The organism is Streptomyces sp. NPDC040410 (genome assembly GCF_055595715.1).
Map to the genome: position 1 here is coordinate 201,332 of NZ_JBVIVK010000005.1, position 21,766 is coordinate 223,097.

23 protein-coding genes and 2 pseudogenes are annotated in these 21,766 nt (G+C 69.9%); 9 read left to right on the forward strand and 16 right to left on the reverse strand.

Annotation, left to right across the window (positions count from 1 at the left end):
- Positions 1–40: 40 nt before the first annotated feature.
- Positions 41–142 (forward strand): annotated as a pseudogene (locus ACZ562_RS13165) (MFS transporter); the annotation flags it as partial.
- 98 nt (positions 143–240) lie between these two features.
- On the opposite strand, the gene ACZ562_RS13170 reads toward ACZ562_RS13165, so the two are convergent.
- Positions 241–1,131 carry a helix-turn-helix transcriptional regulator gene (locus ACZ562_RS13170; protein WP_471177368.1) on the reverse strand — a complete coding sequence of 297 codons (891 nt, stop codon included), beginning with the start codon at positions 1,129–1,131 and terminating at the stop codon, positions 241–243.
- A 101-nt stretch (positions 1,132–1,232) separates the two neighbouring features.
- Here ACZ562_RS13170 and ACZ562_RS13175 point away from each other — a divergent pair, with 101 nt between their 5' ends.
- Both ACZ562_RS13175 and ACZ562_RS13180 read left to right on the forward strand, forming a co-directional pair.
- Complete coding sequence (locus ACZ562_RS13175; RefSeq protein ID WP_471177370.1) at positions 1,233–2,660, forward strand: MFS transporter; 1,428 nt, start codon at positions 1,233–1,235, stop codon at positions 2,658–2,660.
- Between the two features lie 118 nt (positions 2,661–2,778).
- Positions 2,779–2,985, forward strand: coding sequence for a hypothetical protein (locus ACZ562_RS13180; RefSeq protein WP_471177373.1), 207 nt, complete (start codon positions 2,779–2,781; stop codon positions 2,983–2,985).
- Between the two features lie 44 nt (positions 2,986–3,029).
- Here ACZ562_RS13180 and ACZ562_RS13185 read toward each other — a convergent pair.
- The 3 genes and pseudogenes from ACZ562_RS13185 to ACZ562_RS13195 form a co-directional block, all read right to left on the reverse strand.
- Positions 3,030–3,188, reverse strand: a pseudogene (locus tag ACZ562_RS13185) (aldo/keto reductase); the annotation flags it as partial.
- Between the two features lie 76 nt (positions 3,189–3,264).
- Positions 3,265–3,873 carry a LysE family translocator gene (locus ACZ562_RS13190; RefSeq protein ID WP_471177376.1) on the reverse strand — a complete coding sequence of 203 codons (609 nt, stop codon included), beginning with the start codon at positions 3,871–3,873 and terminating at the stop codon, positions 3,265–3,267.
- 156 nt (positions 3,874–4,029) lie between these two features.
- Entirely contained in the window at positions 4,030–5,412 is a 1,383-nt protein-coding gene (locus tag ACZ562_RS13195; RefSeq protein ID WP_471177379.1) for a glycine--tRNA ligase, read from the reverse strand.
- Positions 5,413–5,573: 161 nt separating this feature from the next.
- On the opposite strand from ACZ562_RS13195, the gene ACZ562_RS13200 reads away from it, so the two are divergent.
- The 4 genes from ACZ562_RS13200 to ACZ562_RS13215 all read left to right on the forward strand — a co-directional run bounded on the left by ACZ562_RS13200 (position 5,574) and on the right by ACZ562_RS13215 (position 8,729).
- Complete coding sequence (locus ACZ562_RS13200; protein WP_471177382.1) at positions 5,574–6,527, forward strand: metal ABC transporter substrate-binding protein; 954 nt, start codon at positions 5,574–5,576, stop codon at positions 6,525–6,527.
- Between the two features lie 17 nt (positions 6,528–6,544).
- A complete protein-coding gene (locus tag ACZ562_RS13205; protein ID WP_471177385.1) occupies positions 6,545–7,312 on the forward strand; it encodes a metal ABC transporter ATP-binding protein in 768 nt (255 codons plus the stop codon).
- Positions 7,312–8,214 carry a metal ABC transporter permease gene (locus ACZ562_RS13210; RefSeq protein WP_471177388.1) on the forward strand — a complete coding sequence of 301 codons (903 nt, stop codon included), beginning with the start codon at positions 7,312–7,314 and terminating at the stop codon, positions 8,212–8,214. The genes ACZ562_RS13205 and ACZ562_RS13210 overlap by 1 nt, the downstream gene beginning before the upstream one ends.
- A gap of 104 nt (positions 8,215–8,318) precedes the next feature.
- Positions 8,319–8,729, forward strand: coding sequence for a Fur family transcriptional regulator (locus ACZ562_RS13215; RefSeq protein ID WP_471177390.1), 411 nt, complete (start codon positions 8,319–8,321; stop codon positions 8,727–8,729).
- Positions 8,730–8,810: 81 nt separating this feature from the next.
- Here ACZ562_RS13215 and ACZ562_RS13220 read toward each other — a convergent pair whose 3' ends face one another.
- The 9 genes from ACZ562_RS13220 to ACZ562_RS13260 all read right to left on the reverse strand — a co-directional run bounded on the left by ACZ562_RS13220 (position 8,811) and on the right by ACZ562_RS13260 (position 17,628).
- The gene (locus ACZ562_RS13220; protein ID WP_471177393.1) at positions 8,811–9,665 is read right to left on the reverse strand and encodes an isoprenyl transferase; all 855 of its coding nucleotides are present in this window, start codon (positions 9,663–9,665) and stop codon (positions 8,811–8,813) included.
- A 34-nt stretch (positions 9,666–9,699) separates the two neighbouring features.
- Complete coding sequence (recO, locus tag ACZ562_RS13225; protein WP_471177395.1) at positions 9,700–10,446, reverse strand: DNA repair protein RecO; 747 nt, start codon at positions 10,444–10,446, stop codon at positions 9,700–9,702.
- A gap of 90 nt (positions 10,447–10,536) precedes the next feature.
- Complete coding sequence (locus tag ACZ562_RS13230) at positions 10,537–10,752, reverse strand: hypothetical protein (RefSeq protein ID WP_471177398.1); 216 nt, start codon at positions 10,750–10,752, stop codon at positions 10,537–10,539.
- A 281-nt stretch (positions 10,753–11,033) separates the two neighbouring features.
- Positions 11,034–12,014: a DUF6879 family protein gene (locus ACZ562_RS13235; protein ID WP_471177401.1), complete on the reverse strand. Its 981-nt coding sequence runs from the start codon at positions 12,012–12,014 to the stop codon at positions 11,034–11,036.
- A gap of 36 nt (positions 12,015–12,050) precedes the next feature.
- The gene (locus tag ACZ562_RS13240; RefSeq protein ID WP_471177404.1) at positions 12,051–13,031 is read right to left on the reverse strand and encodes an SCO2521 family protein; all 981 of its coding nucleotides are present in this window, start codon (positions 13,029–13,031) and stop codon (positions 12,051–12,053) included.
- A 1-nt stretch (position 13,032) separates the two neighbouring features.
- Complete coding sequence (locus ACZ562_RS13245) at positions 13,033–14,016, reverse strand: SCO2522 family protein (RefSeq protein WP_471177407.1); 984 nt, start codon at positions 14,014–14,016, stop codon at positions 13,033–13,035.
- A complete protein-coding gene (locus ACZ562_RS13250) occupies positions 14,013–14,930 on the reverse strand; it encodes an SCO2523 family variant P-loop protein (protein WP_471177410.1) in 918 nt (305 codons plus the stop codon). Before ACZ562_RS13250 ends, ACZ562_RS13245 begins: the two co-directional genes overlap by 4 nt.
- A gap of 3 nt (positions 14,931–14,933) precedes the next feature.
- Positions 14,934–16,772: an SCO2524 family protein gene (locus ACZ562_RS13255; protein WP_471177413.1), complete on the reverse strand. Its 1,839-nt coding sequence runs from the start codon at positions 16,770–16,772 to the stop codon at positions 14,934–14,936.
- 67 nt (positions 16,773–16,839) lie between these two features.
- A complete protein-coding gene (locus ACZ562_RS13260; protein ID WP_471177416.1) occupies positions 16,840–17,628 on the reverse strand; it encodes an SCO2525 family SAM-dependent methyltransferase in 789 nt (262 codons plus the stop codon).
- Between the two features lie 177 nt (positions 17,629–17,805).
- Between ACZ562_RS13260 and ACZ562_RS13265 the strand changes: the two genes are divergently transcribed.
- A complete protein-coding gene (locus tag ACZ562_RS13265; protein ID WP_471177419.1) occupies positions 17,806–18,258 on the forward strand; it encodes a GNAT family N-acetyltransferase in 453 nt (150 codons plus the stop codon).
- Between the two features lie 107 nt (positions 18,259–18,365).
- On the opposite strand, the gene ACZ562_RS13270 is transcribed toward ACZ562_RS13265, so the two are convergent.
- A complete protein-coding gene (locus ACZ562_RS13270; RefSeq protein ID WP_471177422.1) occupies positions 18,366–18,839 on the reverse strand; it encodes a protein-tyrosine phosphatase family protein in 474 nt (157 codons plus the stop codon).
- A gap of 87 nt (positions 18,840–18,926) precedes the next feature.
- Between ACZ562_RS13270 and ACZ562_RS13275 the strand changes: the two genes are divergently transcribed.
- On the forward strand, positions 18,927–19,862 hold the full coding sequence (locus ACZ562_RS13275; protein ID WP_471177425.1) for a dihydrodipicolinate synthase family protein: 936 nt from the start codon (positions 18,927–18,929) through the stop codon (positions 19,860–19,862).
- Positions 19,863–20,010: 148 nt separating this feature from the next.
- Here the strand turns inward: ACZ562_RS13275 and ACZ562_RS13280 are convergent, their stop codons facing one another.
- Positions 20,011–20,646 (reverse strand): hypothetical protein, encoded by a 636-nt coding sequence (locus tag ACZ562_RS13280; RefSeq protein WP_471177427.1) that lies wholly within the window; start codon positions 20,644–20,646, stop codon positions 20,011–20,013.
- A 395-nt stretch (positions 20,647–21,041) separates the two neighbouring features.
- On the reverse strand, positions 21,042–21,737 hold the full coding sequence (locus tag ACZ562_RS13285; RefSeq protein WP_471177429.1) for a tellurite resistance TerB family protein: 696 nt from the start codon (positions 21,735–21,737) through the stop codon (positions 21,042–21,044).
- Positions 21,738–21,766: the final 29 nt, after the last annotated feature.

Sequence of the window (21,766 nt, forward strand, 5' to 3'; positions counted from 1 at the left end):
TAGTTAGACGCACTATTGAAATGCGCGTACGCTGCAAAACATGCCCGAGCTCAGCCCTCGCCGACGTTCCCTGGTCCTCGCGATCTGCTGCATGAGCCTGCTGATCGTGAGCCTCGGCATCACCGTTCTGAACGTCGCCCTCTCGTAGTTCGGCGGGTGCGGGTCGTGGGGGGCTGGTCGCGCCCACGCGGCGGGGCCGCGGATCGATACAGCCCCGCGCCCTCACGTCCTCCACCGCCCTTACGTCGCCTGCACTCTCTCCAGCGCTATCGCGTGCAGCTTCTCCAGTCTTGCCCTCGAATCCTCGTCCGCCGGTGCGTACGTCACCATCCTCGGGCCCGTCTCCGGGCCCAGCCACAGGTCGGTGTGGTCGACGGTGATGCGGCCCACGTGGCGGTTGCGGAACTCCTTGCGCTTGGTGCGGTGGGCGACGACCTCGTGGCGGTCCCAGGCCTCGCAGAAGGCGGGGGACTCCGCGCGCAGGCGCTTGAGGAGCATCTTCCAGGCGGGCTCGGTGAGATGGCCGGCCATCGTGGCCCGGAAGCGGGCGGCCATCAGGCGCCGGGTCTCCTCCAGGCGCACGATCGACGAGCTCCACTCCTCGTTCGTGTAGCAGAGGATCATGCAGTTGCGGTCCTCGGGCGGTACCGCGTCCAGGTCGCACAGCAGCAGCCCGTACGTGCGGTTGTGGGCGAGGATGTCGTACCGGCTGTTCTGCACACAGGCCGGGAACGGCTCGACCTGCTCCAGGAGGGCCCGCAGCGCGGGGGTGACCGACGGGCAGGTGGTGGCCGGGGTGGGGTCCACCGCGTCGGCCAGCTGGAAGAGGTGGGCGCGCTCGCTGGGGTCGAGCAGCAGGGTGCGGGCGAGGGCGTCGAGGACCTGGACGGAGACCTGGATGTCCCGGGCCTGTTCGAGCCACGTGTACCAGGTGACGCCGACCGCGGAGAGCTGGGCGACCTCCTCGCGACGCAGGCCCGGCGTACGGCGCCGCCGGCCGCGGGGCAGGCCGACCTGCTCGGGGGTGATGTGCTCGCGGCGGTGCCGGAGGAAGGCGGCGAGTTCGTGCCGCCGGACCGCCGCCGCGCCCCTGCGGACAGGCGTTCCCGTCTCCTGGACCATGGTCGTCATACCTCCAGCCTGCCGCGCCGCGAACCCTGTTGCCAGGTACTCCTTCTACCAGGACAAGAAGACTCTGGTACCAGCCTGGGAGGGGGCGCAGGCTCGGGACCGTGACCGAAACCACGACCACACGTCCCGTCCGCACCGCCGTGCCACCACCCGAGCTGGGCGGCCTCGGGCTCTTCACCGTGCTGCTGGCCGCGGCACTCCCGCTCATCGACTTCTTCATCGTCAACGTCGCCCTGCCCACCATCGGCAAGGATCTCTCCGCGAACGAGTCGGTCCTCGAACTCGTCGTCGCCGGCTACGGCCTCGCGTACGCCGTCCTCCTCGTCCTCGGCGGCCGGCTCGGCGACCTGTTCGGCCGGCGGCGGCTCTTCCTCGGCGGCATGGCGGCCTTCGGGCTGACCTCGCTGGCGTGCGGGCTCGCGCCCACCGCCTGGACGCTGGTCGCGGCCCGGGTCGCGCAGGGCGCCGCGTCCGCCGCGATGCTCCCGCAGGTGCTCGCCACCATCCAGTCGGCCACCGCGGGACCGCGCCGGGCCAAGGCGATGGGCCTGTACGGCGCGACGGCCGGCCTGTCCATGGTGGCCGGCCAGATCCTCGGCGGCGTCCTGGCCGCCGCGGACATCGCGGGCACCGGCTGGCGCTCGGTGTTCCTGGTCAACGTACCGGTGGTGATCGCCGGGCTGGTGCTGGCCGCCCGTGCCGTGCCGGAGACCCGCTCCCAGCACCCGGAGCCGGTCGACGGGCCGGGGACCGTCCTGCTCGCCGTGTCCCTGCTCGCGCTCCTGGCCCCGCTGACCGAGGGCAGGGCGGCGGGCTGGCCCCTGTGGACGTGGCTGTCGCTGGCGGCCTTCCCGTTCGCGGCGGCGGCGTTCTACGCGGTGGAGCGCAGAGCGGACCGCCGGGGCCGTACGCCGCTGGTGCCGCCGAGCCTGTTCGCGCTGGTGTCCCTGCGACGCGGCCTGGTGATGATCGTCCCGTTCTCCGTCGGCTTCAGCGGGTTCATGTTCGTGATCGCGGTGGCGCTCCAGGGGGGCGCGGGCCTCGGGCCGGTTCCGGCGGGGCTGGCGCTCGCTCCCATGGCCGTCGTCTTCTTCTTCGTCTCGCTGGCCGGCCCGCGGCTGGTCGCCCGGTACGGCACCCGCGTGGTGACCGCGGGCGCGGCGGTCCAGGGTGCGGGCGTGGCCCTGATGGCGCTGGCCGTCTGGCGCTCCTGGCCGGACCTCGGCCTCGTCGAACTGCTCCCGGGCGCGGCGGTCGCCGGCGCGGGTCAGGCGCTCCAGCTTCCCGTGATCTTCCGGGTCGTCCTCTCCGAGGTGCCGCCCGCCCGGGCCGGCGTCGGCAGCGGAGTGATGATCACCACTCAGCAGGCGTCGCTGGCGCTCGGCGTGGCCACGCTCGGCACGCTCTTCCTGTCCCTGATCCCCGCCCTGGGCATGCGGGACGCCCTGGTGACGACGCTGCTGGTGCAGCTGGCGGGCGTGGCCCTGACCGGCCTGCTGAGCCTGCGGCTGCCGCGGACGATCGGTTGAGCCGCCGACGGCTTGGAGAACTCGCCGCCGAATGACCCCTGTTGATGTTGGTCTTGCTGCACACTCCTTGCTGCGCACACAGACAGGTTCTTCTCCGCAGGCGGCCGCTGGAGGCGTCATGCTGCAGATCAACACGAGCAAGGTGAGCCGCTGGGACCAGCACGGGCGCGAGCACGTCGTCCGGGTACGGCGCACGGGAGTGCAGCGCACGATCAGATGTGACACCTGCGGCTGGCGCAAGGCGGCGCAGTTCCTGCCCTGGCTGAAGGCGGAGGAGCACCTGGCCCGGGCACACCAGGCGACGGTGGACCCGGCCGGGGCGTAGCCCGCCGCCCGATGACTTTCCGCGCCGCGCACTTCGGCGAGCCGCAGGGCGTGCGGAACCCGACGCCCGGCCGGCACGGCCTCCTCGATCGCGGCGAGGTCGGCCTCGTCCAGCGTGACGTCCAGCGCGCCCAGCGACTCCGCCGGCCGCTGCCGGGTCCGGGCACCGACGAGCGGCACGATGTCCTCGCCGCGGGAGAGCACCCTCGATCAACTGGGACGGCTCGAAGAACTGGACGTTTCGGCGACAACGTGAAATCCCTGCAGGGCCGTTGACGCGTCAGCGTGCCGTCAGCGCGAGCTTCGCCCCGAGCGCGACGAACGACCCCGCGAAGCTCCGGCGCAGCCACGTCATCACCCGCGGCCGGGAGGTGACGTGACTGCGGACGGAGGCGGCCAGGACTCCGTACGCGGCGAAGACCACGAACGTCGCCAGCATGAACACGCCGCCGAGCCCCAGCATCCGCACGACCGCGTGCGGCTCCCGCGGGTCCACGAACTGCGGCAGGAAGGCGAAGAAGAAGATCGTCAGCTTCGGGTTGAGGAGGTTGATCAGCACACCGCGGCCGATCACCCGCCCTGAGGAGAGGGGCGCGGCTTCCGCCACGGCGATCGGCTCCTTGTCCCGCACCGTGGCCCATGCCATGTACAGCAGATAGGCGACCCCCGCGTACTTGAGAACCTGAAAGGCCGTCGCGCTCGCGTGCAGCAGCGCGGCGACGCCGGTGACGGTGGCCACCATGTGCGGCACGATGCCGAGCGTGCACCCGAGGGCGGCGACGACACTGGCCCGCCGCCCGCGGGACAGCCCGGCGGCGAGGGTGTAGACGACCCCGGTGCCCGGGGTGGCGACCACGACGAGGGTGGTCAGCAGGAACGCGATACTCATGGGGCCACCCTGGCGGCGCGGGCGGTCCCGGCAACAGGTCCAAACCGGCGGGCGTATCGGGGGCCAATGCGGAACGCCGGGCGAGCTGGAGTTCCAGCTCGCCCGGCGTCGAGACCGGGCCGCACGGGTCGCGCGGAGACGGATACCGTCGCGGCACTAGCAGCCGACGAGGCGGCCCGCCAGGTAGCCCTCGATCTGGTCCAGCGACACACGCTCCTGCTTCATCGAGTCGCGCTCGCGGACCGTGACCGCGTTGTCCTCGAGCGTGTCGAAGTCGACGGTCACGCAGTACGGCGTGCCGATCTCGTCCTGGCGGCGGTAGCGGCGGCCGATGGCGCCCGCGTCGTCGAACTCGATGTTCCAGTTCTGGCGCAGCGCGGCAGCGAGGCCCTTGGCCTTCGGAGACAGCTCCGGGTTGCGGGAGAGCGGCAGGACCGCGACCTTCACCGGGGCGAGGCGGTGGTCGAGGCGCAGCACCGTGCGCTTCTCCAGCTTGCCCTTGGCGTTGGGGGCCTCGTCCTCGACGTACGCGTCGAGCAGGAACGCCAACATCGCGCGGCCGACACCGGCCGCGGGCTCGATGACATACGGCGTCCAGCGCTCGCCGGCCTCCTGGTCGAAGTAGGAGAGGTCCTGGCCGGAGGCCTTGGAGTGGGCGCCGAGGTCGTAGTCGGTGCGGTTGGCGACGCCCTCCAGCTCGCCCCACTCGTTGCCGCCGAACTGGAAGCGGTACTCGATGTCAGCGGTGCGCTTGGAGTAGTGGGAGAGCTTCTCCTGCGGGTGCTCGTACCACCGCATGTTCTCCTCGCGCAGGCCCAGGCCGGTGTACCAGTTCCAGCGCTGCTCCATCCAGTACTCCTGCCACTTCTCGTCCTCGCCCGGCTTGACGAAGAACTCCATCTCCATCTGCTCGAACTCGCGGGTGCGGAAGATGAAGTTGCCGGGCGTGATCTCGTTGCGGAAGGACTTGCCCATCTGCGCGATGCCGAACGGCGGCTTGCGGCGCGAGGTCGTCTGCACCTGGGCGAAGTTGGTGAAGATGCCCTGCGCGGTCTCGGGGCGCAGGTAGGCGATGGAGCCCGAGTCCTGCGTGGGGCCGAGGTGCGTCGACAGCAGACCCGAGAACTGCTTGGGCTCGGTGAACTGGCCCTTGTTGCCGCAGTTCGGGCAGTTCACGTCCGCGAGGCCGTTCTCCGGCAGGCGGTTGTGCTTGGCCTCGTAGGCCTCCTCCAGGTGGTCCGCGCGGAACCGCTTGTGACAGGAGGTGCACTCGGTGAGCGGATCCGTGAAGGTGGCGACGTGGCCGGAGGCGACCCAGACCTCGGGGGCCAGGATCACGGACGAGTCGATACCGACCACGTCCTCGCGCGACGTCACCATGTAGCGCCACCACTGGCGCTTGAGGTTCTCCTTGAGCTCGACACCCAGCGGCCCGTAGTCCCAGGCGGCGCGCTGGCCGCCGTAGATCTCACTGCAGGGGAATACGAAGCCACGGCGCTTGCTCAGGCTGACGATGGTGTCGATCTTGTCGGCGGCCACGGTGCTCTCTTCATTACGACGACGGGCGACGAAGCGAGACGCTTCAGAGCGAATGCTTCAGGGTACCGGCGGGGGCTCCCCCTCAACCAAATCGGTTCCCGGTACAACCGGCCCACCCCGCTTGTTGACAACGGTTTCCATATTTGTTGAAAATGACTGTCATGAACGTACGACGACTCATACCCGCGACCGCGGTCGCGGCGGCCACCGTCCTCGGCGGCGCCACCCTCTCCGCCTGTTCCGAGAGCACCGCCGCCGGCAACACGGCCAAGTTCGACGTCGTCGCGTCGTTCTACCCGATGGCCTTCCTCGCCGAGCGGATCGGCGGGAGCCACGCCAACGTCACCAGTCTCACCGAACCCGGCCAGGAGCCGCACGACCTGGAGATCAGCGCCAAGCAGCGCGTGCAGCTGGAGCAGTCCGACGCCGTCCTCTACCTGAAGAACCTCCAGCCCTCCGCCGACGAGGCCGTCGCCCAGTCCGGGGTGAAGACGAAGATCGACGCCGCCTCCCTGACCACGCTGGAGGAGCACGGCAACGAGGCCGGCGGCCACGCCGCCGAGCACGACCACGAGCACAGCGACGAAGCGGGCGGCAAGGACCCCCACATCTGGCTCGACCCGGTGAGGTACGCAGAGGTCGCCAAGGGCGTCGGCGCGGCCTTCGAGAAGGCCGACCCGGACCACGCGGCCGACTACCGGAAGAACACCGCCGCGCTGGTGAAGCAGCTCGACGAGCTCAACACCCGGTACACGGACGGCCTGAAGAACACCGAGTCGAAGGTCTTCATCACCACCCACGCCGCCTTCGGCTACCTCGCCGAGCGCTACGGCCTGACCGAGGAGGCCATCAACGGCCTCGACCCCGAGTCGGAGCCCAGCGCCGCCCGCGTGCGGGACCTTGAGAAGATGGCGAAGGCGGACGGCGTCACCACGGTGTTCTACGAGACGCTCGTCAGCGACAGGACCGCGAAGACCGTCGCCCAGGACGCGAATCTGAAGACGGACGTCCTCGACCCGATCGAGGGCATCACCTCCAAGTCCCGGGGCAAGGACTACATCTCGGTCATGGAGGCCAATCTCAAGGCGCTGCAGACGGCCCTGGGAACCAAGTGACCGTTACGGAGGACCTCATGGGCGAGTCCGTCATATCGATGCGCGGCGTACGCGCCGAGCTGGGCTCGCGCCCCGTCCTGCGCGGCATCGACCTCACCGTGCACCGCGGTGAGGTCGTCGCGCTGCTCGGCGCTAACGGCTCGGGCAAGTCGACGGCGGTGCGCAGTGTGATCGGCCAGGTGCCGGTCGGCGCCGGCGAGATCGAGCTGTTCGGCACCCCCCGCGGCCGCTTCCGCGACTGGCGGCGCGTGGGCTACGTACCGCAGCGCACGACGGCCGCGGGCGGCGTGCCCGCGACGGTCACCGAGGTCGTCTCCTCCGGCCGCCTCTCCCGCGCCCGCTTCGGCGTGCTGCGCAAGGCGGACCACGCGGCCGTGCGCCGGGCCCTGGAGCTCGTCGGCCTGGCCGACCGCGCCAAGGACTCGGTCGACGCGCTCTCCGGCGGGCAGCACCAGCGCGTCCTGATCGCCCGCGCGCTCGCCGCCGACCCCGAGCTGCTGATCATGGACGAGCCGATGGCGGGCGTCGACCTGGCCAGCCAGGAAGTACTGGCCGGAACCCTGCGCGAGCAGGTCGCGGCCGGTACGACCGTCCTGCTCGTCCTGCACGAACTGGGCCCCCTGGAGCCCCTGATCGACCGGGCCGTCGTCCTGCGCGACGGCTGTGTGGTGCACGACGGCCCGCCCCCGCGGGCGGTCGGCCAGCACGCGCTGCCCGGCCACGACCACGTCCACCCGCACGCACCCGCGGGCGCCGAACCCCTCCGCACGGGACTGCTGAGCTGATGACCTTCCTCGACTACCCCTTCATGCAGCGGGCCCTGCTCGCCGCCGTCCTGGTCGGCATCACCGCCCCCGCCGTCGGCATCTACCTCGTCCAGCGCCGCCAGGCCCTGATGGGCGACGGCATCGGCCACGTGGCCATGACGGGCGTCGGCCTCGGCTTCCTGCTGTCCACCTCGCCGGTGTGGATGGCGACGGCCGTCTCGATCCTCGGCGCCGTGCTGATGGAACTGATCCGCTGGTACGGCAGGACCCGCGGCGACATCGCCCTCGCCATGCTCTTCTACGGCGGCATGGCCGGCGGCGTGATGTTCATCAACCTCGCGCCGGGCGGCTCGAACGCCAACCTCACGTCGTACCTCTTCGGCTCCCTCACGACCGTCTCGCAGTCCGACGTGACCGCGATCTGCCTGCTCGCGGCCTTCGTGATGCTGGTCACCCTGGGCCTGCGCCGCCAGCTCTTCGCGGTCAGCCAGGACGAGGAGTTCGCGCGGGTCACGGGCCTGCCGGTGCGCGCGCTGAACCTGCTGACGGCGGTCACGGCTGCGGTCACCGTGACCGTCGCGATGCGGGTCGTGGGCCTGCTGCTGGTCAGCGCCCTGATGGTGGTTCCGGTGGCCGCGGCCCAGCAGCTCAGCCGGAGCTTCGCGGCGACCTTCGCGATCGCGGTCGCGATCGGCGTGAGCGTGACGATCGGCGGCACGATCACGTCGTACTACCAGTACGTGCCGCCCGGTGCGACGATCGTGTTGCTGACCATCGCCGTCTTCATCGTGCTCACCGCGCTGGCCGCCCCGCTGGCGCGGCGGCGCGCACGGGCGCTGTCCGCCGCACAGCCCGGCGGGGACCCCGCGGAGTGCGCGATTCCGGCCGGCCGGGCGCCCGACGGCGAGGTCGGCGTCTGACCGTCCGCGGGCCGGGCTGGCACAATGGCCCGGCAGGCGCAGACGTGAGCCGCGAGAGAGCCGATGCTTCCGTAGGCGAACGAGCAGGAAAGAGGAGGCAACCGGTGACGACCGCTGGACCGCCCGTGAAGGGCCGCTCCACCCGGCAGCGGGCCGCCGTGGCGGCGGCTCTCGACGAGGTCGACGAGTTCCGCAGCGCGCAGGAACTTCACGACATGCTCAAGCACAAGGGCGACTCCGTCGGCCTCACCACGGTCTACCGCACGCTCCAGTCCCTCGCCGACGCCGGCGAGGTCGACGTCCTGCGTACGTCCGACGGCGAGTCCGTCTACCGCCGCTGCTCCACCGGCGATCACCACCACCACCTCGTCTGCCGCGTCTGCGGCAAGGCCGTGGAGGTCGAGGGCCCGGCCGTGGAGAAGTGGGCGGAGGCCGTCGCAGCCGAGCACGGCTATGTGAACGTGGCGCACACGGTGGAGATCTTCGGCACCTGCGCGGACTGCTCCGCGGCGTGAGCCGGCTCTCGTGCGGGTGAGTCGTGGAGCCCGTCCGGGGGCTGCCGCCCCCGGACCCCCGTCGGCCGAACGGCCTCGTCCTCAAACGCCGGACGGACTGTTCGGTTCCTGCCTGCCCTCCATGGCCAGCAGCTCCTCGTTGGGGATCGCCCCGCCGAACCGCCGGTCGCGCGAGGCGAACTCCACGCACGCCCGCCACAGGTCACGCCGGTCGAAGTCCGGCCACAGCACGTCCTGGAAGACCATCTCGGCGTAGGCGCTCTGCCAGAGAAGGTAGTTGGAGGTCCGCTGCTCGCCACTGGGCCGCAGGAACAGGTCCACATCGGGCATGTCGGGGTAGTAGAGGTACTTCGCGAAGGTCTTCTCGTTGACCTTCGACGGGTCGAGCCGCCCCGCCCGCACGTCCTCCGCCAGCGCCTGCGCGGCGTCGGCGAGCTCGGCACGGCCGCCGTAGTTCATGCAGAAGTACAGGGTGAGCTTGTCATTGCCCTTCGTCTGCTCCTGTGCGACCTGGAGCTCCTTGGCGACGGACCGCCACAGCTTGGGCATCCGCCCCACCCAGCGCACCCTGATGCCGAGCTCGTCGAGCTGGTCGCGGGTCTTGCGGATGAAGTCCCGGTTGAAGTTCATCAGGAAGCGGACCTCGTCCGGCGAGCGCTTCCAGTTCTCGGTGGAGAAGGCGTACAGGGAGATGGCGCCGACGCCCATCTCGACCGCGCCCTGCAGCACGTCGAGGACCCGCTCGGCGCCGACCTTGTGCCCCTCGGTGCGCGGCAGCCCGCGCTCCTTCGCCCAGCGCCCGTTCCCGTCCATGACGATCGCCACATGGTTGGGGATCAGCTCACCGGGGAGCTTCGGCGCGCGGGCGCCGGACGGATGCGGCTCCGGCGTCTTGTACTCGCGGCGCTGGCGCCCCAGGAACCCGCGTGCAGCCATGTGCTCCTCGTCTCCTCTTGCGGCTTACTTCTCGTTACTTCTCGACGTAGCGCAGCGAACGCAGCCCGCGCTCGAGATGCCAGTGCAGGTAGGCGGACACCAGCCCGCTCCCCTCCCGGACATACCGCGGCTCGCACGCGTCCGCGGTCTCCCAGTCTCCCGTAAGCAGTGCCCCGAGCAGTTCGAGGGTCTGCGGCGAGGGTACGACGCTGCCCGGCACCCGGCAGTCCCCGCAGACCGACCCTCCGGAGGCGACCGAGAAGAACCGGCTCGGCCCGGGCATCCCGCACTTCGCACAGTCGCTGAAGCTGGGGGCGTACCCGTTGACCGCGAGAGACCGCAGCAGGAAGGCGTCCAGTACGAGGTGCGGGGCGTGCTCGCCGCGGGCGAGGGTGCGCAGGGCGCCGACGAGCAGCAGGTACTGCTGCACCGCCGGCTCCCCCTCGTGATCCGTGAACCGCTCGGCGGTCTCGAGCATGGCGGTGCCGGCGGTGTAGCGCGCGTAGTCGCTCACGATCCCGCCGCCGTACGGGGCGATGGTCTCGCTCTGCGTACACAGCGGCAGCCCGCGCCCCACCAGCTCGCTCCCCCGCGCGAAGAACTGCACGTCGACGTGGGAGAAGGGCTCCAGCCGGGCCCCGAACTTGGACTTGGTCCGCCGGACCCCGCGCGCCACGGCGCGTACCCGGCCGTGACCGCGCGTGAGCAGCGTGATGATCCGGTCCGCCTCACCCAGCTTCTGGGTGCGCAGCACGATGCCGTCGTCGCGGAACAGACTCATGGGGTCCATTCTGGCCTACTGCGCCCGCGCACCGGTCCGGGCGGGCGGCATGGGTGCGGGCGGCTTCTCCCGTGCGGGTGGGGGCCCGCTTCAAGGCACCTCGCCCCGGCTGCGTGCGTTCGCATACGCCGTCGCCGCGCTGAGCCGCTCCGCCGGAGTGGCACGGCGTACGGCAGCAGGCTCGGCGTCCCACTCCCGGCCGCCGCCGTACGGTCTCAGCTGTACGTACGGACCCTCGTGTCCCATGACGATCCCCAGCCTCCCGGAGCAGGTGTCCACGACGTACGAACCGACCGGGTGCTTCACCACGCCTCCCCGGCACGCCACAAGGAAATTCCGGCCGTCTCCGGCGCCGCCGCCGGTAATTCCTCCACGGTTTCCTCCGCATGTCCGACACAGAGCACCAAGTGATGCGCCGCCACTTTGCTCCCCCTACTTATCGAGTTTCACTCTTCTCACCTCCGACGGGAGGCGGTGCACCTACACTCGGCGGGAGTCCGGGCACCACAAGTGCAGGGCAGGGCAAGGGGATTGGCGAGCGGGAAATCGCCGGGCAATTGGCACCGGTGTGGCACCCGGTGTGAGGGTCAGGAAGCGGGGGGCTCGGGTGAGCTGGTCGTCGCCCGGACCGAGTCGGGTAATCCGTTCGGGCTGATGTTCCAGAGCTCGGTGAACCGCTTGACCCGCTCCTGCACCTCCTTCGTGGTGGCGTCCACGGTCGTCCACGAGGGCACGTTCATCTGGTCCGCGGTGATCTCGTAGGTCAGTGCCCCGTCGAAGATGATGAAGTCGATCATCTTGCCCCGCTGGGCGTACATCGGAAGCTGCGGCAGGGCCACCACGCGCACCTCGATGCCTATCCCCCGCTGCTCCTCGCACAGCTGGTCCAGGAGCGCGATGTCGTCGGCGGTCTTCACGACGTGGAGCCGCCGCACCCTGACCCCCCTCTCGATCGCCTCGGCCTGCGCCTCCAGATAGCGGCCGGCCGGCTCACTGCTCCAGAAGTCCCGGTCGACGGAGGTGCTGATGGCGTCGACGGAGGTCCGCGCGCACTTGGTGAGGGTCAGCAGCCAGTCGTGGTTCTCGCCAGGGGACTTGGCGTGCAGGTTGGCGAAGTTGTACATGTAGCCGGCGAGCCGGTCGATCTCCTGGTGCGCGAACTCGTGCAGGATCGTGGGGCCCGTGGCGACCACCCTCGTCGCGTACTCGGCCAGCCGGGGCACCCCGTCGTCGCGCAGTTGCTCCACCTCGTTGAAGAGCTTGGTCGCCCGGCCGATGTCGACGAAGCGCTGCTCGACCACGCCCTTCAGTTCGCCGAGCTGATGCGCGAACGTGATCATGAACTGGACGATCAGGATGGCGCCCCCGAAGAGCACCGACACGACGACCCGCCACAGGTCGTCCTGGGACGGGGAGATCACGTTGGTCAGCACATACGCGACGCCGCCCGTCACCACGGTGATCAGGATCTTCTGCAGCAGCGAGCGTGCACCGTCGTCCCTGTCCCTGTCCCGGTGCGCTCTGCGCGCCGGTCCTTCGTGGTTGCGTGTTGTTATGGGTTGGTTCATCTCTCTTCTCCCCCGTCTGGATGGTGCCTGTCGCTGTCAGGGCATCGCCAAAGACTCCCGCCGTGCCGTGGCGGCCTGGAGGGCCAGCTGGTCGCGGACACGATTGACCTGGGTCTGCCACTGCCTGCTGAACCCGGGTTCCTGTTCGAGTACGTCCCACAGGGCGCCCAGCGCCCGGTCCACCCGCGCTCCCGGCATCCACAGATGCAGCAGGTGGTCGACGAGCGGGCGCAGCGCTTCCAGGCGGGCCGCGCCGTCCGCCGATCCGAGCCGTATGCCGTCGAGTCTGTCCACGACGGTCGTGAGCAGCCAGTCGTGCAGCGCGAAGTCCTCTCCGAGCCGGGCCACCGCGGCGGGTTCCGTGCCGTCGGGAACCCTCAGCTCGACCAGACGCACCCCGTCGTCCGCGAGCGTGAAGTGCTCCATCGACACTCCCTCGCCCTCCCGCGCCGGCAGCGCCGCCCAGCGCAGAACGGTGGTGGCGGACTTGAAGGGAACGTCGTCGTCATGGAAGAGAGGGTTGCGGGAGATCTGCGCGAGGATGCCCTCGGCGATGGAACCGACGTCCAGTTCGTCGTGACGATTCTGTCGGCTCTCCGTCAGGAACCCGTGTGCCGCGGGCAGTTCGGGGAGGCTGCCGACGGGAACCAGGACTCCGGGGCGGACCAGGTAGTAGCCCCACGGCCTGCGTCGGTCCGGGCCGGCGGCCGGTGCCGAGAAGTGGGCGGTCGCCTGCAGGACGCGGCCCTCGGTGAGGGTCGCCCGGGCCGCCACCGTACCGACCGCGCGGACCTTGGACTTGTCGGCGGTGGGCAGCCGGCAGTCCACGCCCGTGAGGATGTCGGGCGACACCGCGTACAGGTTGGGCCGCCGGGAGATGCGGACGCGTTCGTCGGCACGCAACCGCAGCAGTCGCTCTGCGACGGCCGCGCTCACCGCGTCACGGCACGGCAGCAGACAGGTGCGCACCTCGCCGCAGGCGAGCACCGGGTGTGTCGTCACCCCCGGGACACCCATGTCACAGCCCTGGCGGGAACACGTAGGAGGTGCGCTCCACGACGTCCGTGGGCACGGCGAAGTCCTCGCCGGTGGAGCGCTGGACGAGCTGGCCGAGTGCTCCCGCGTCCACGTGGGTCTGCTCGAGGATGACGCGCACGGCGTGCTCGACGGGCAGGAACCTGGACGGCAGAACGCTGCATGTGTAGTACGCGCTGAAGGGCGCCGCGGACGGGTTGAGCCGGAGCAGGGACGGCAGGGCGTCCCAGTCGTCGGGGAATCCGCTCTGGTCCCAGGGTGTGGGGGCCGGCACGGCCTTGCCGTTGTCGCGCAGCAGGCCGAGACGGGCGAGCTGCCACACTGCGGCCAGGAAGGCGCAGGACCAGGTGCGGCGGTCGGTGCTCTCGTCCCACAGTTCGACGTCCACGAAGACGGAGTGGCCGCGCGCTCCGGTCTCGCTGGGCGGCTGCCAGGAGGCGGCGGAGTTCAGTGCCGCCCCCCTGCGCTGCGCGGGTGCGCGCCGGCCGTTGGTGAGCCAGCCGGTCCGGCTGAGGGGCGGGCGGAAGCCCTTGCTGCCGGGCGGGGGTGTCTCGACGAGCCGGCCCAGGACGGCCTCGGCGAGTCCGCCCCGCTCCGGCCGGCGGGGATCGGTGGCGGCGCAGCCGGACTCGCGCGCCAGGTAGTCGATCGTCAGTCCGGCCCGCTCGGCGGCTTTCAGCAGGGGCGGCAGAAGCTCGGCGGGCGTGGCGAGGCGGCTGAAGTAGTCGTCGACCAGAAAGCAGGTGCTGACCCGGGGCCGTTTGCCGTCCGGGAGCGCGGGCACCGAGCCGCGGGCGGCCTCCGCCCAGGGGCGCACCATGGCGAAGTGCCCGTGCAGCCGTTCGGGGCCCTCCGCGAAGTCCTCCATGTACAAGTGGCCGAGTTCCAGGGAGAGATGGGAGAACGGCACGGCCTCGGTACGCGGCTGGGCGCTGGTCTCCTGGAAGACGGCTCCGGTTCCGCTCACAGCTGCCCCCAGTACTTGTCGTCGGCCAGCCGCTCCGCCAGTTCGCCCATCGCCTGCCAGGTCTCGATGTTGGCGATCCGGCTGTCGAGTACGTCCTGGTCGGTGATGAGCTGTTCACGTAACTGCAGTACCGGTTCCAGGGGTACGGATCCCAGCACCCTGCTCCTGCCGAGACCCAGGTCGGCCGCAATGGCCTCGAGTTGTTTGTTGTACTGGCGCATCCAGGTGGACTGTGCGGGCGGCAGCTGGGACCACAGCGCCGATTCCAGATCAGGTACGGCGGCCCGGACGAAACGGATGGCGCCGAGCAACGCGTGCCGGTCGTGCCCCATTGACCCGCCGGCACTCACGATGCCCTGTTTTCCGGTGACGAGTTCGGCGGCGGCCATGACATGCTGCCGGGTCCAGCGGTGGTAGATCAGCCAGCGCGCTTTGATTCGCCGTAGTTCTTCCTGCGCGGTGGCGGCGAGTGCGAGATCCATCGCATAGCTGCGTCCGGCACTCAGATCCACCACGATGACGTTGAATTCGCGCTTCAGGCGGAGGATGAGGTCCACGCACCGGTGCAGGTTCTCCGTGTCGGTGACGAATTCGCCGCCGCCGCGGTCCCCGGGCAGCAGGACCAGCCGTCCGGAGCGGTCCGGCTTGTCCCGCAGGACGTAGTGTTCCGTGCGCGCCCAGATGTCGACGCGCAGCGGCTCGCCTGTTTCACCCTTCAGATAGGAGTGCAGGCCGCGCCCTTCGGCTTCCTCGATGACGTCGGGGGTGTCGAAGACCGCGGGGGCTGTCGGCGAACCGAAGTCGAAGTCCAGATAGCAGACGTCGTCCCCGTCGAGTGCCCGGCGATAGGCGAGGTTGGCGCTCGTGACCGAGCGGCCGGTGCCTCCCTTGTCGGAGGCGGCGAAGACGAGCACGGTTCACACCCCCGACCCGGTGTCCCTGGCCCGGGCCAGGGAGTCGAGCCGGCGCAGCACTCCGAGGGCCAGCGCGCAGGCGGTGCCGGGTTCGGTGTCGAGCAGCAGCCGGGCGCGGCGCAGGTCGGCCTCGACGCCTTTCAGCTCCTCGCCTTCCTGGCTCTTGGCCGGCGGGGCGAGCTTCATCTGTTCCTTGCCCAGCAGGTGGGTCGATTCGCTGAGCAGGGACCGGGCGAGCGTGGTCAGTTCGGCGCTGCGGATCGGCGGCTGGGTGTAGAGCTGGGAGGCCGCGACCATGCACTCGGTGACGCGTTCGGTGATGCTCCAGGACAGGGGTCCGGTGCGTTCCAGCGAACTCGGGTAGGCCGCGTGGACGTTGTCCCAGAGGCCGGCTCCTTCGCCTTCGCCGAGGCGCCGTTTCCACAGGTGGCCGAGGATGTCCTCGGCGAGCTGCAGCAGCCGGTCGTGGGAGGCCAGGTTGCGCGAGAGCGAGCACAGCTGGATGGTCCGCTTGAGCAGCTGAGCCGAGAAGTCCGTCATGGCCCACTGCATGGCCGGACCCTGGTCGGCGCTGCCGAGCAGCGGCAGCGAGACGCCGGGGTTGTGCAGGCGTACGGCGGGGTCGTCCGCGGTCATGCGGCTGGTGATGCGGCCGCGTTCGGCGAGGCGTTCCATGACGCCGACGGTGCGCGTCAGGTCGTCGTCGGTGGCACGACGGCGTACCAGGTCGTGGACCAGGATCGAGGCGACGCAGAGCGAGAAGTACTCCGACTCCAGCTGCTGGCCCGTGGTCCGCCAGGGGATGTCCTCCAGGGGCCAGCTGCCTTCCCCGAAGCGGGCGATGGCCGACCAGTACTGCTGAGTGATCTCCCAGCGGAGCCGTAACGCCTCGGCGAGCCGTTGCTGTTCGGTGTTGAGCAGGGCCAGGGTCAGGGTGCGGTCCGAGAACAGGTCCTGGATGCCGTCGAGGGCCACGACGGTGAAGTAGAGGTAGGGCACTGCGTCGGCGACGCCTGCCGGCTGGTCGCCGATCTCCTCGCTGGTGTCGACTTCCGGTGCGTCCCTGACCAGGCTCCAGGCCCAGCCGCACTCGAACAGGCGGTTCTCGTTCCTGAGCTGTTCCTCGACGTCGACACCGAGGATCAGGCTCTCGCCGATGACTGCGCGGAGGGCCTTGAAGCGTTCCTGGAACCGCTGCAGGACCACCCGGTCGGACATCCTCCCCTGGCCGAGGAGACGGATGAGGGCCTGTCCCTGTGCGCCTTCGGCGTCGAAGACGTTGACGGTGAAGGACCGCAGCAGGCTCACCATGGCAGAGGTGAGCCGTTGGCTGGTCGCGTCCCAGAGTCCCTGGATCAGGTTCTGTGTGTCGGCGCGGCTCGTTCTCGTCCGGTAGATCTTGAGGAAGCCGAGGGTTGCGAGGCACAGGGTGACGGACATCGAGAAGGAGTCCACCACCCCGAATTCCTGCTGTTCCTTGGTGAGTTCCTGGTCCGGGTCCTCCGGGAGGAAGTAGTAGCCCCCGGCGAACGTGGGACCTTGCTCGCCCCCGTGGTGCTTTCCCATGAATTCACTCAGGACCCGTACCAGGCTCCCGGGAATCTCCGTGGCGTCCCCCGCCTCCTTGAGGGCCTTCTCCACGTCCTCCTGGGTCGTGTCGGGATTGTCGAGGCGGAATTCGGGGATCTCGGTGGCGGGGTACATGAGGCAGAGCAGACGCTCGGCATCGGCGACGCTGCTGCGGCCGCCCCATTCGCCCCAGCTCCAGTCACCGCTCCTGAAGGAATGGCCGGCGATGGCCTGCCATACGTCCAGAAGCTGAAGCCGCGGTTTGATCTGCATTCCCCATGCCCCCTCACGCAGGTCCCCATTACTTCCCGTTCCCGCCCGACGAGAACACGAAGCGCGGTCAGTCGTTCCGGTGGCCGCAGGCCAGGATCATTCCCGTGTATCCCTCGCGCACCAGACCGCCGGGTTTACCGATATGAATGGGATCGACGTCACCGGCGAATCCCTTCAGCAGGTTGCGCACTTCCAGCGCGCCGATGTCGCTCGCCGGGAATTCGTAGTCGCCCACCGGGTATCCCAGAGAATGCTCCATGAATGCGGCGGCGAAAGGAGCACCCGGTTCCAGAGCGTTCATGAAGCAGGAGACACCGCGCTGGAATTCCTCGTGCGACTCGGTGATCGACTCCGCGACGAAGAACATCGTGCCCACGGCCCAGCGTTCCACTTCGCCGTCAGGGCCCGGCTGACCGAGGTCGTACAGGTTCCCGGGTCTGGGCTTGACGACGTCCTTGAACCGCACCCGGGGGTCCACTTCGAGCCGCTCGTACCCCGTGTCCTCGCACAGGACGTCCCAGAACTGGTCCCAGTTGTCGTCGTAGGAGGCGAGCTGGCCCCTGAGGTAGGCCACGTTCTTGGCGGACCGCTCGAGCAACGTGATCTCGTCGCACCAGGGCAGCATGGTGAACGCAGGATAGAGGTTCGGCCCCGCGCCCACGTCGATACCGGAACGGACGCGACCCGGACTCCTCCGGAAATGATCACCGAAATGATCACGGACAGCCGAGATGATCTCCTCGTCGTCGCGATGAAGGGCGAGGTAGTTGCGGCTGATGTATTCGCGGGAGTCGAATTTGTCCCAATCGACATCATCGTTCAGCTTATCCGCACGACTTGGTGATCCCGGGGTCATTGGCTCAATGTAGCGCACTGCGCCCATGAGGACTGCCAGCCAATCACGGTAGGTCCTGTTCTCTCCTTGAATGACCAGATACCGTCGGACGAAGATAGGGAAACATGCGCGCCCACCCCAGTCGGTATGCATATCGCACCATGGCATGCATCGTCGAACCCTCCACAAGGGGACTACATGGCTCCTCTTCTGCAGATCAGAGCGGTCGCCGAGGCCGATCTGCCGGAACTCGTACGCCTGGACGCGAAGGCCTTCCCCTCGGCGCCGTATCCCTACTTCGTGCTGCGGCAATTCTTCGACGCGTACGGTGACCACTTGCTCGTCCTCGACGACGGCAGGAGCCTCCACGGTTACGTGTTCGCCACCGCGCCCGACGACAAGGTCAGCTGGATCCTCAGCCTCGCCATCGCACCGGACCTGCAGGGACAGGGGCTGGGCCGCAGACTCATGACGCAGATACTCGACCACCTACGGTCCGAAGGGGTGCGCGAGGTGTGGCTCACCGTGGAGCCCGGCAACGACACCGCCGTACTCCTCTACCGCTCCATGGGCTTCCTGGCGGAAGACACCCCGCGCAAGGACTACTTCGGCCCGGGCCAGGATCGCCTGATCATGACGCTTGCCCTGTGAAACCGGCGTCGGCGGCAGCGCGCGTCCGGCCTGTCGGCCGTGGAATCCGTACGGTGCTCGCGGTCCAGACGACGTTCCCGGACCGGGACCCCCGTACGACCACGCGCTCATCGCCGAGACGGCGGCGCTGTCGGCGCAAGCCCTGACCTGAACCGCCGTACGTACCGCCGCTGCCACGGCGTCTCCACCGCGTGCCGGTCGTAGTGAGCGCGGACATAGGCGACGGCGTCCCCGGGCGGTACGCCGTCCAGGACCGCCAGACAGGCCAGGGCCGTCCCGGTGCGGCCGCGCCCGCCGCCGCAGGCGATCTCGACACGTCCGTCCGCGGCCCGCTCCCAGGCCTCCGCCAGCAGGGTGCGGGCGGCACCCCGGTCCGCGGGCAGCCGGAAGTCGGGCCAGCGCAGCCAGCGGGACTCCCAGGGAACCTCGGGCGGCTGCCGGCCGAGGAGGTAGACGCCGTACGACGGCTCCGGCGTCTCCGATGCGAGAGGGCGCCGCAGTCCGCGGCCGCGGACCAGCCGCCCGGAGGGCAGGCGCAGGACACCCGGGTCCCGCTCGTCCCATCGCTCGCCGCTCGCCACGCACCCATTAAAGCCGGTCTACGACTCCGGCCAGGACAAGCGACGAAAGACGCTGCCGTGGCGGCTGCCGGTGCCACCATGGCCTGCATGACCTTCCCCGCTCCGCTGACCGGTGTCGTCCCGCCCGTCTGCACGCCCCTGACACCGGAGCGCGAGGTGGACGTGCCCTCGTTGCTGAGGCTGGTCGACCATCTGGTGGGGGCCGGGGTGAACGGACTGTTCGTGCTCGGCTCGTCCTCGGAGGCGGCATATCTGACGGACCGGCAGCGGCGGCTCGTGGTGGAGTCGGTCGTGGGGCACACGGGCGGACGGCTCCCCGTACTGGCCGGGGCGATCGACATGACCACGCCCCGGGTGCTGGACCACGTCATGTCGGTCACGGCGGCGGGCGCGGACGCCGTGGTGGTGACGGCGCCGTTCTACACCCGCACCCACCCCGCCGAGATCGCCCGCCACTACCGCCTGGTCGCGGCGGCCTGCCCGGTGCCCGTCCTGGCCTACGACATCCCGGTCGCCGTGCACACGAAGCTGGGCGCGGACCTGGTCCTGGAGCTGGCCGCCGAAGGGGTTCTGGCCGGTCTCAAGGACTCCAGCGGCGACCTGGCCGGCTTCCGGACGGTCGTGACCGGCGCCCGCGTCCGCCCCGACATCACCGGCTTCAGCGTCCTGACCGGCTCCGAGGCCGTCGTCGACGCGGCCCTCGCGCTGGGCGCGGACGGCGCGGTGCCCGGCCTCGCCAACGTCGACCCGCACGGCTACGTCCGCCTCGACGGCCTGTTCCGGGCGGGTGACCTGGAGCGGGCCAGGGCCGAACAGGAGCGGCTGTGCGCCCTGTTCGGCATGGTGGGCGTCGGGAATCCGGGCCGCATGGGCGGCAGTTCGTCGGCGTTGGGGGCCTTCAAGGCGGCGCTGCATCTGCGGGGAATCATCGACTGTCCGGCGACGGCGGAGCCTCAGGTGCCGCTGTCTCCGGGCGAGGTGGAGCGGGTATCTGAGTTCCTGTCCGGTGCCGGACTGCTCTGAAGCCCGCGGTCACCTCGGTCTGGCGACGGGGGCGGGCCGGGCGGCGGGACATGAGGGTGATGAAGGCCCTCTGGATGTGGGCTTCGGCGTGGGACATCAGGCGTTCGCCGTCCCTTGCGTTGGGCCCTCCCGCTACCGGGTGGGCGGACTACCGCAGGACCGGCTGACCCGCGAGGATCGCCTGCTGGGCCTTTGCCGTGTCCAGGTAGCCCTCGTCATCGAGGAACTCCGCCCGCACCGCGCTCTCCGCCCGCTCGGCGTCGGCGTCCTTGCGAAAGCAGGGGTCTTCGGGATGGTTGACAGTTCCGAGAAGCCGCCCTGTTGGCGGAGCGGAGAATTCGATGGAACCGCGGCCGGCTGCTTCGATCCATGCCCCGACGGAGACGGGGCCGTGGACGACCAGCTGCCCCGCGTCGAACAGGTTCGTCACCAGCAAGTTCTTGACGACGAGTGACCCACCGACGAAGAGCTGGCTGGAGGGCATGCACACCAGGTCCTCCACAACGACCGAGCCTGTGACGTGCAGCGACGTGTTGATGCCCCAGTTGTGGAATTTGACCGGACCGTTCACTGTCAGGTTGCCGTCGACTACATAGAGTGTGTTCTCGTCGTCTTCGAGGATGAGGGTGCCCTCAACGGTCACGTCACCCCGGTGGACGAAGAAGCACTCGGGCTCCTCGCCGAACTGGTCTTCGAGACCCACGCTGTCGTTGCTGATCTCGACCAGGTCGTATTGTTCCTTGGCTTTTGCCACCGGTACGACCTCCCAGGTCGGGCGGGGCACTCCGTCAAAAAACATGTGTGTTCTCATTCCTCGCCGGGGACTCGCCGCTTGATGGAGATCGCTGCACACGGCGATGCCAACACCCAGGGCATCAATGGTTCCAGCGGTCGATGTCCCGCCACCTGACCCGACAGCACCGCCGCCCCGGGACGCCGGCCGGGGTGCGGCACGCCACCGCGGCACGCCACCGTGTGCTTGTCCTTGCGGCCCCCACGGGACGGGTCTCGCTCCGGCCGGGTGTCTGGGCCGGTCTCCGGACTCCCGGCGCGCCGGGGCCGATTCGTCGGGCGTGAGGGTGAGTTGGGGGAGGTACTGCGGGGGGGTGGCCCGGGGCCGGGACTACTCCCCGGGGAGTAACGGGCCCCGTACCACCACTCCTACGGCTCCCACGACTCCTACGACGGCGTCCGCGCCGCCGCCAGCAGGCGGGTCACGTCGTCCGAGCAGATGGTGAGCGCGGCGCCCACGGTGGCCAGGACGTCGCGTTCGGCGGGTGTGTAGGGCCCGTCGGCCAGGGCGATGCGGGCGCCCTGGAGAAAAATCGATTCGCGGCCTGCGCAGGCGAGGTGCGGGGCCAGCGGGTCCAGCGCCTCGTGGAGCTCTATGGCGAGCCCGGCCCCGCACGGGCGGCCGTAGACCCGGCCGGTGTCGGCGGCGAGCGCCTCGACGAGGGCTTCCAGGTGCTCCTCCGTGCAGTCGTCGAAGCCGGCGGCACGGACCGTGCTCGCGGCGGCCTCCAGAGCCGTACGGGCGCAGGTGCCGCTCGCGGCGAGCACCGCGAGGGCGACGGTGTGGACGGCGTCGCGGAGCATCGCGGAGAAGCGGGTGGTGGTCGGGTGGTCGAGGACGTCGGTGCCGAAGTGGCGGCGGCAGGCCGCGCACTCGACGACCGGGCCGGTCTCGCCGCGCGGCAGCACGGGCACGCCGAGCAGGGTGAAGCGGCGGCGGCCGGTCAGCCGCTGGTAGTTGCGGTCGCCTCCGCAGCCGGGGCAGAAGAACTCGCCGTCGCCCACCGGCGTCCACGCGATACGGGTGCCCAGCATGCGCGAAAGCCCGGCGGCACGGCCGTCTTGTTCCCGTCCTGGCAGCACGTCGCACCTCCGTAACGCCGCGGCAACAT

Excerpts from the sequence above, each read along its gene's own strand:
- recO (WP_471177395.1), bottom strand. The coding sequence starts at position 10,446 with ATGAGTCTGTTCCGCGACGACGGCATCGTGCTGCGCACCCAGAAGCTG.
- ACZ562_RS13265 (WP_471177419.1), top strand. The coding sequence starts at position 17,806 with ATGGCTCCTCTTCTGCAGATCAGAGCGGTCGCCGAGGCCGATCTGCCG.
- ACZ562_RS13200 (WP_471177382.1), top strand. The coding sequence starts at position 5,574 with ATGAACGTACGACGACTCATACCCGCGACCGCGGTCGCGGCGGCCACC.
- ACZ562_RS13180 (WP_471177373.1), top strand. The coding sequence starts at position 2,779 with ATGCTGCAGATCAACACGAGCAAGGTGAGCCGCTGGGACCAGCACGGG.
- ACZ562_RS13205 (WP_471177385.1), top strand. The coding sequence starts at position 6,545 with ATGGGCGAGTCCGTCATATCGATGCGCGGCGTACGCGCCGAGCTGGGC.
- ACZ562_RS13220 (WP_471177393.1), bottom strand. The coding sequence starts at position 9,665 with ATGGCTGCACGCGGGTTCCTGGGGCGCCAGCGCCGCGAGTACAAGACG.
- ACZ562_RS13170 (WP_471177368.1), bottom strand. The coding sequence starts at position 1,131 with ATGACGACCATGGTCCAGGAGACGGGAACGCCTGTCCGCAGGGGCGCG.
- ACZ562_RS13190 (WP_471177376.1), bottom strand. The coding sequence starts at position 3,873 with ATGAGTATCGCGTTCCTGCTGACCACCCTCGTCGTGGTCGCCACCCCG.
- ACZ562_RS13255 (WP_471177413.1), bottom strand. The coding sequence starts at position 16,772 with ATGCAGATCAAACCGCGGCTTCAGCTTCTGGACGTATGGCAGGCCATC.
- ACZ562_RS13260 (WP_471177416.1), bottom strand. The coding sequence starts at position 17,628 with ATGACCCCGGGATCACCAAGTCGTGCGGATAAGCTGAACGATGATGTC.
- ACZ562_RS13235 (WP_471177401.1), bottom strand. The coding sequence starts at position 12,014 with ATGAACCAACCCATAACAACACGCAACCACGAAGGACCGGCGCGCAGA.
- ACZ562_RS13275 (WP_471177425.1), top strand. The coding sequence starts at position 18,927 with ATGACCTTCCCCGCTCCGCTGACCGGTGTCGTCCCGCCCGTCTGCACG.
- ACZ562_RS13210 (WP_471177388.1), top strand. The coding sequence starts at position 7,312 with ATGACCTTCCTCGACTACCCCTTCATGCAGCGGGCCCTGCTCGCCGCC.
- ACZ562_RS13240 (WP_471177404.1), bottom strand. The coding sequence starts at position 13,031 with ATGGGTGTCCCGGGGGTGACGACACACCCGGTGCTCGCCTGCGGCGAG.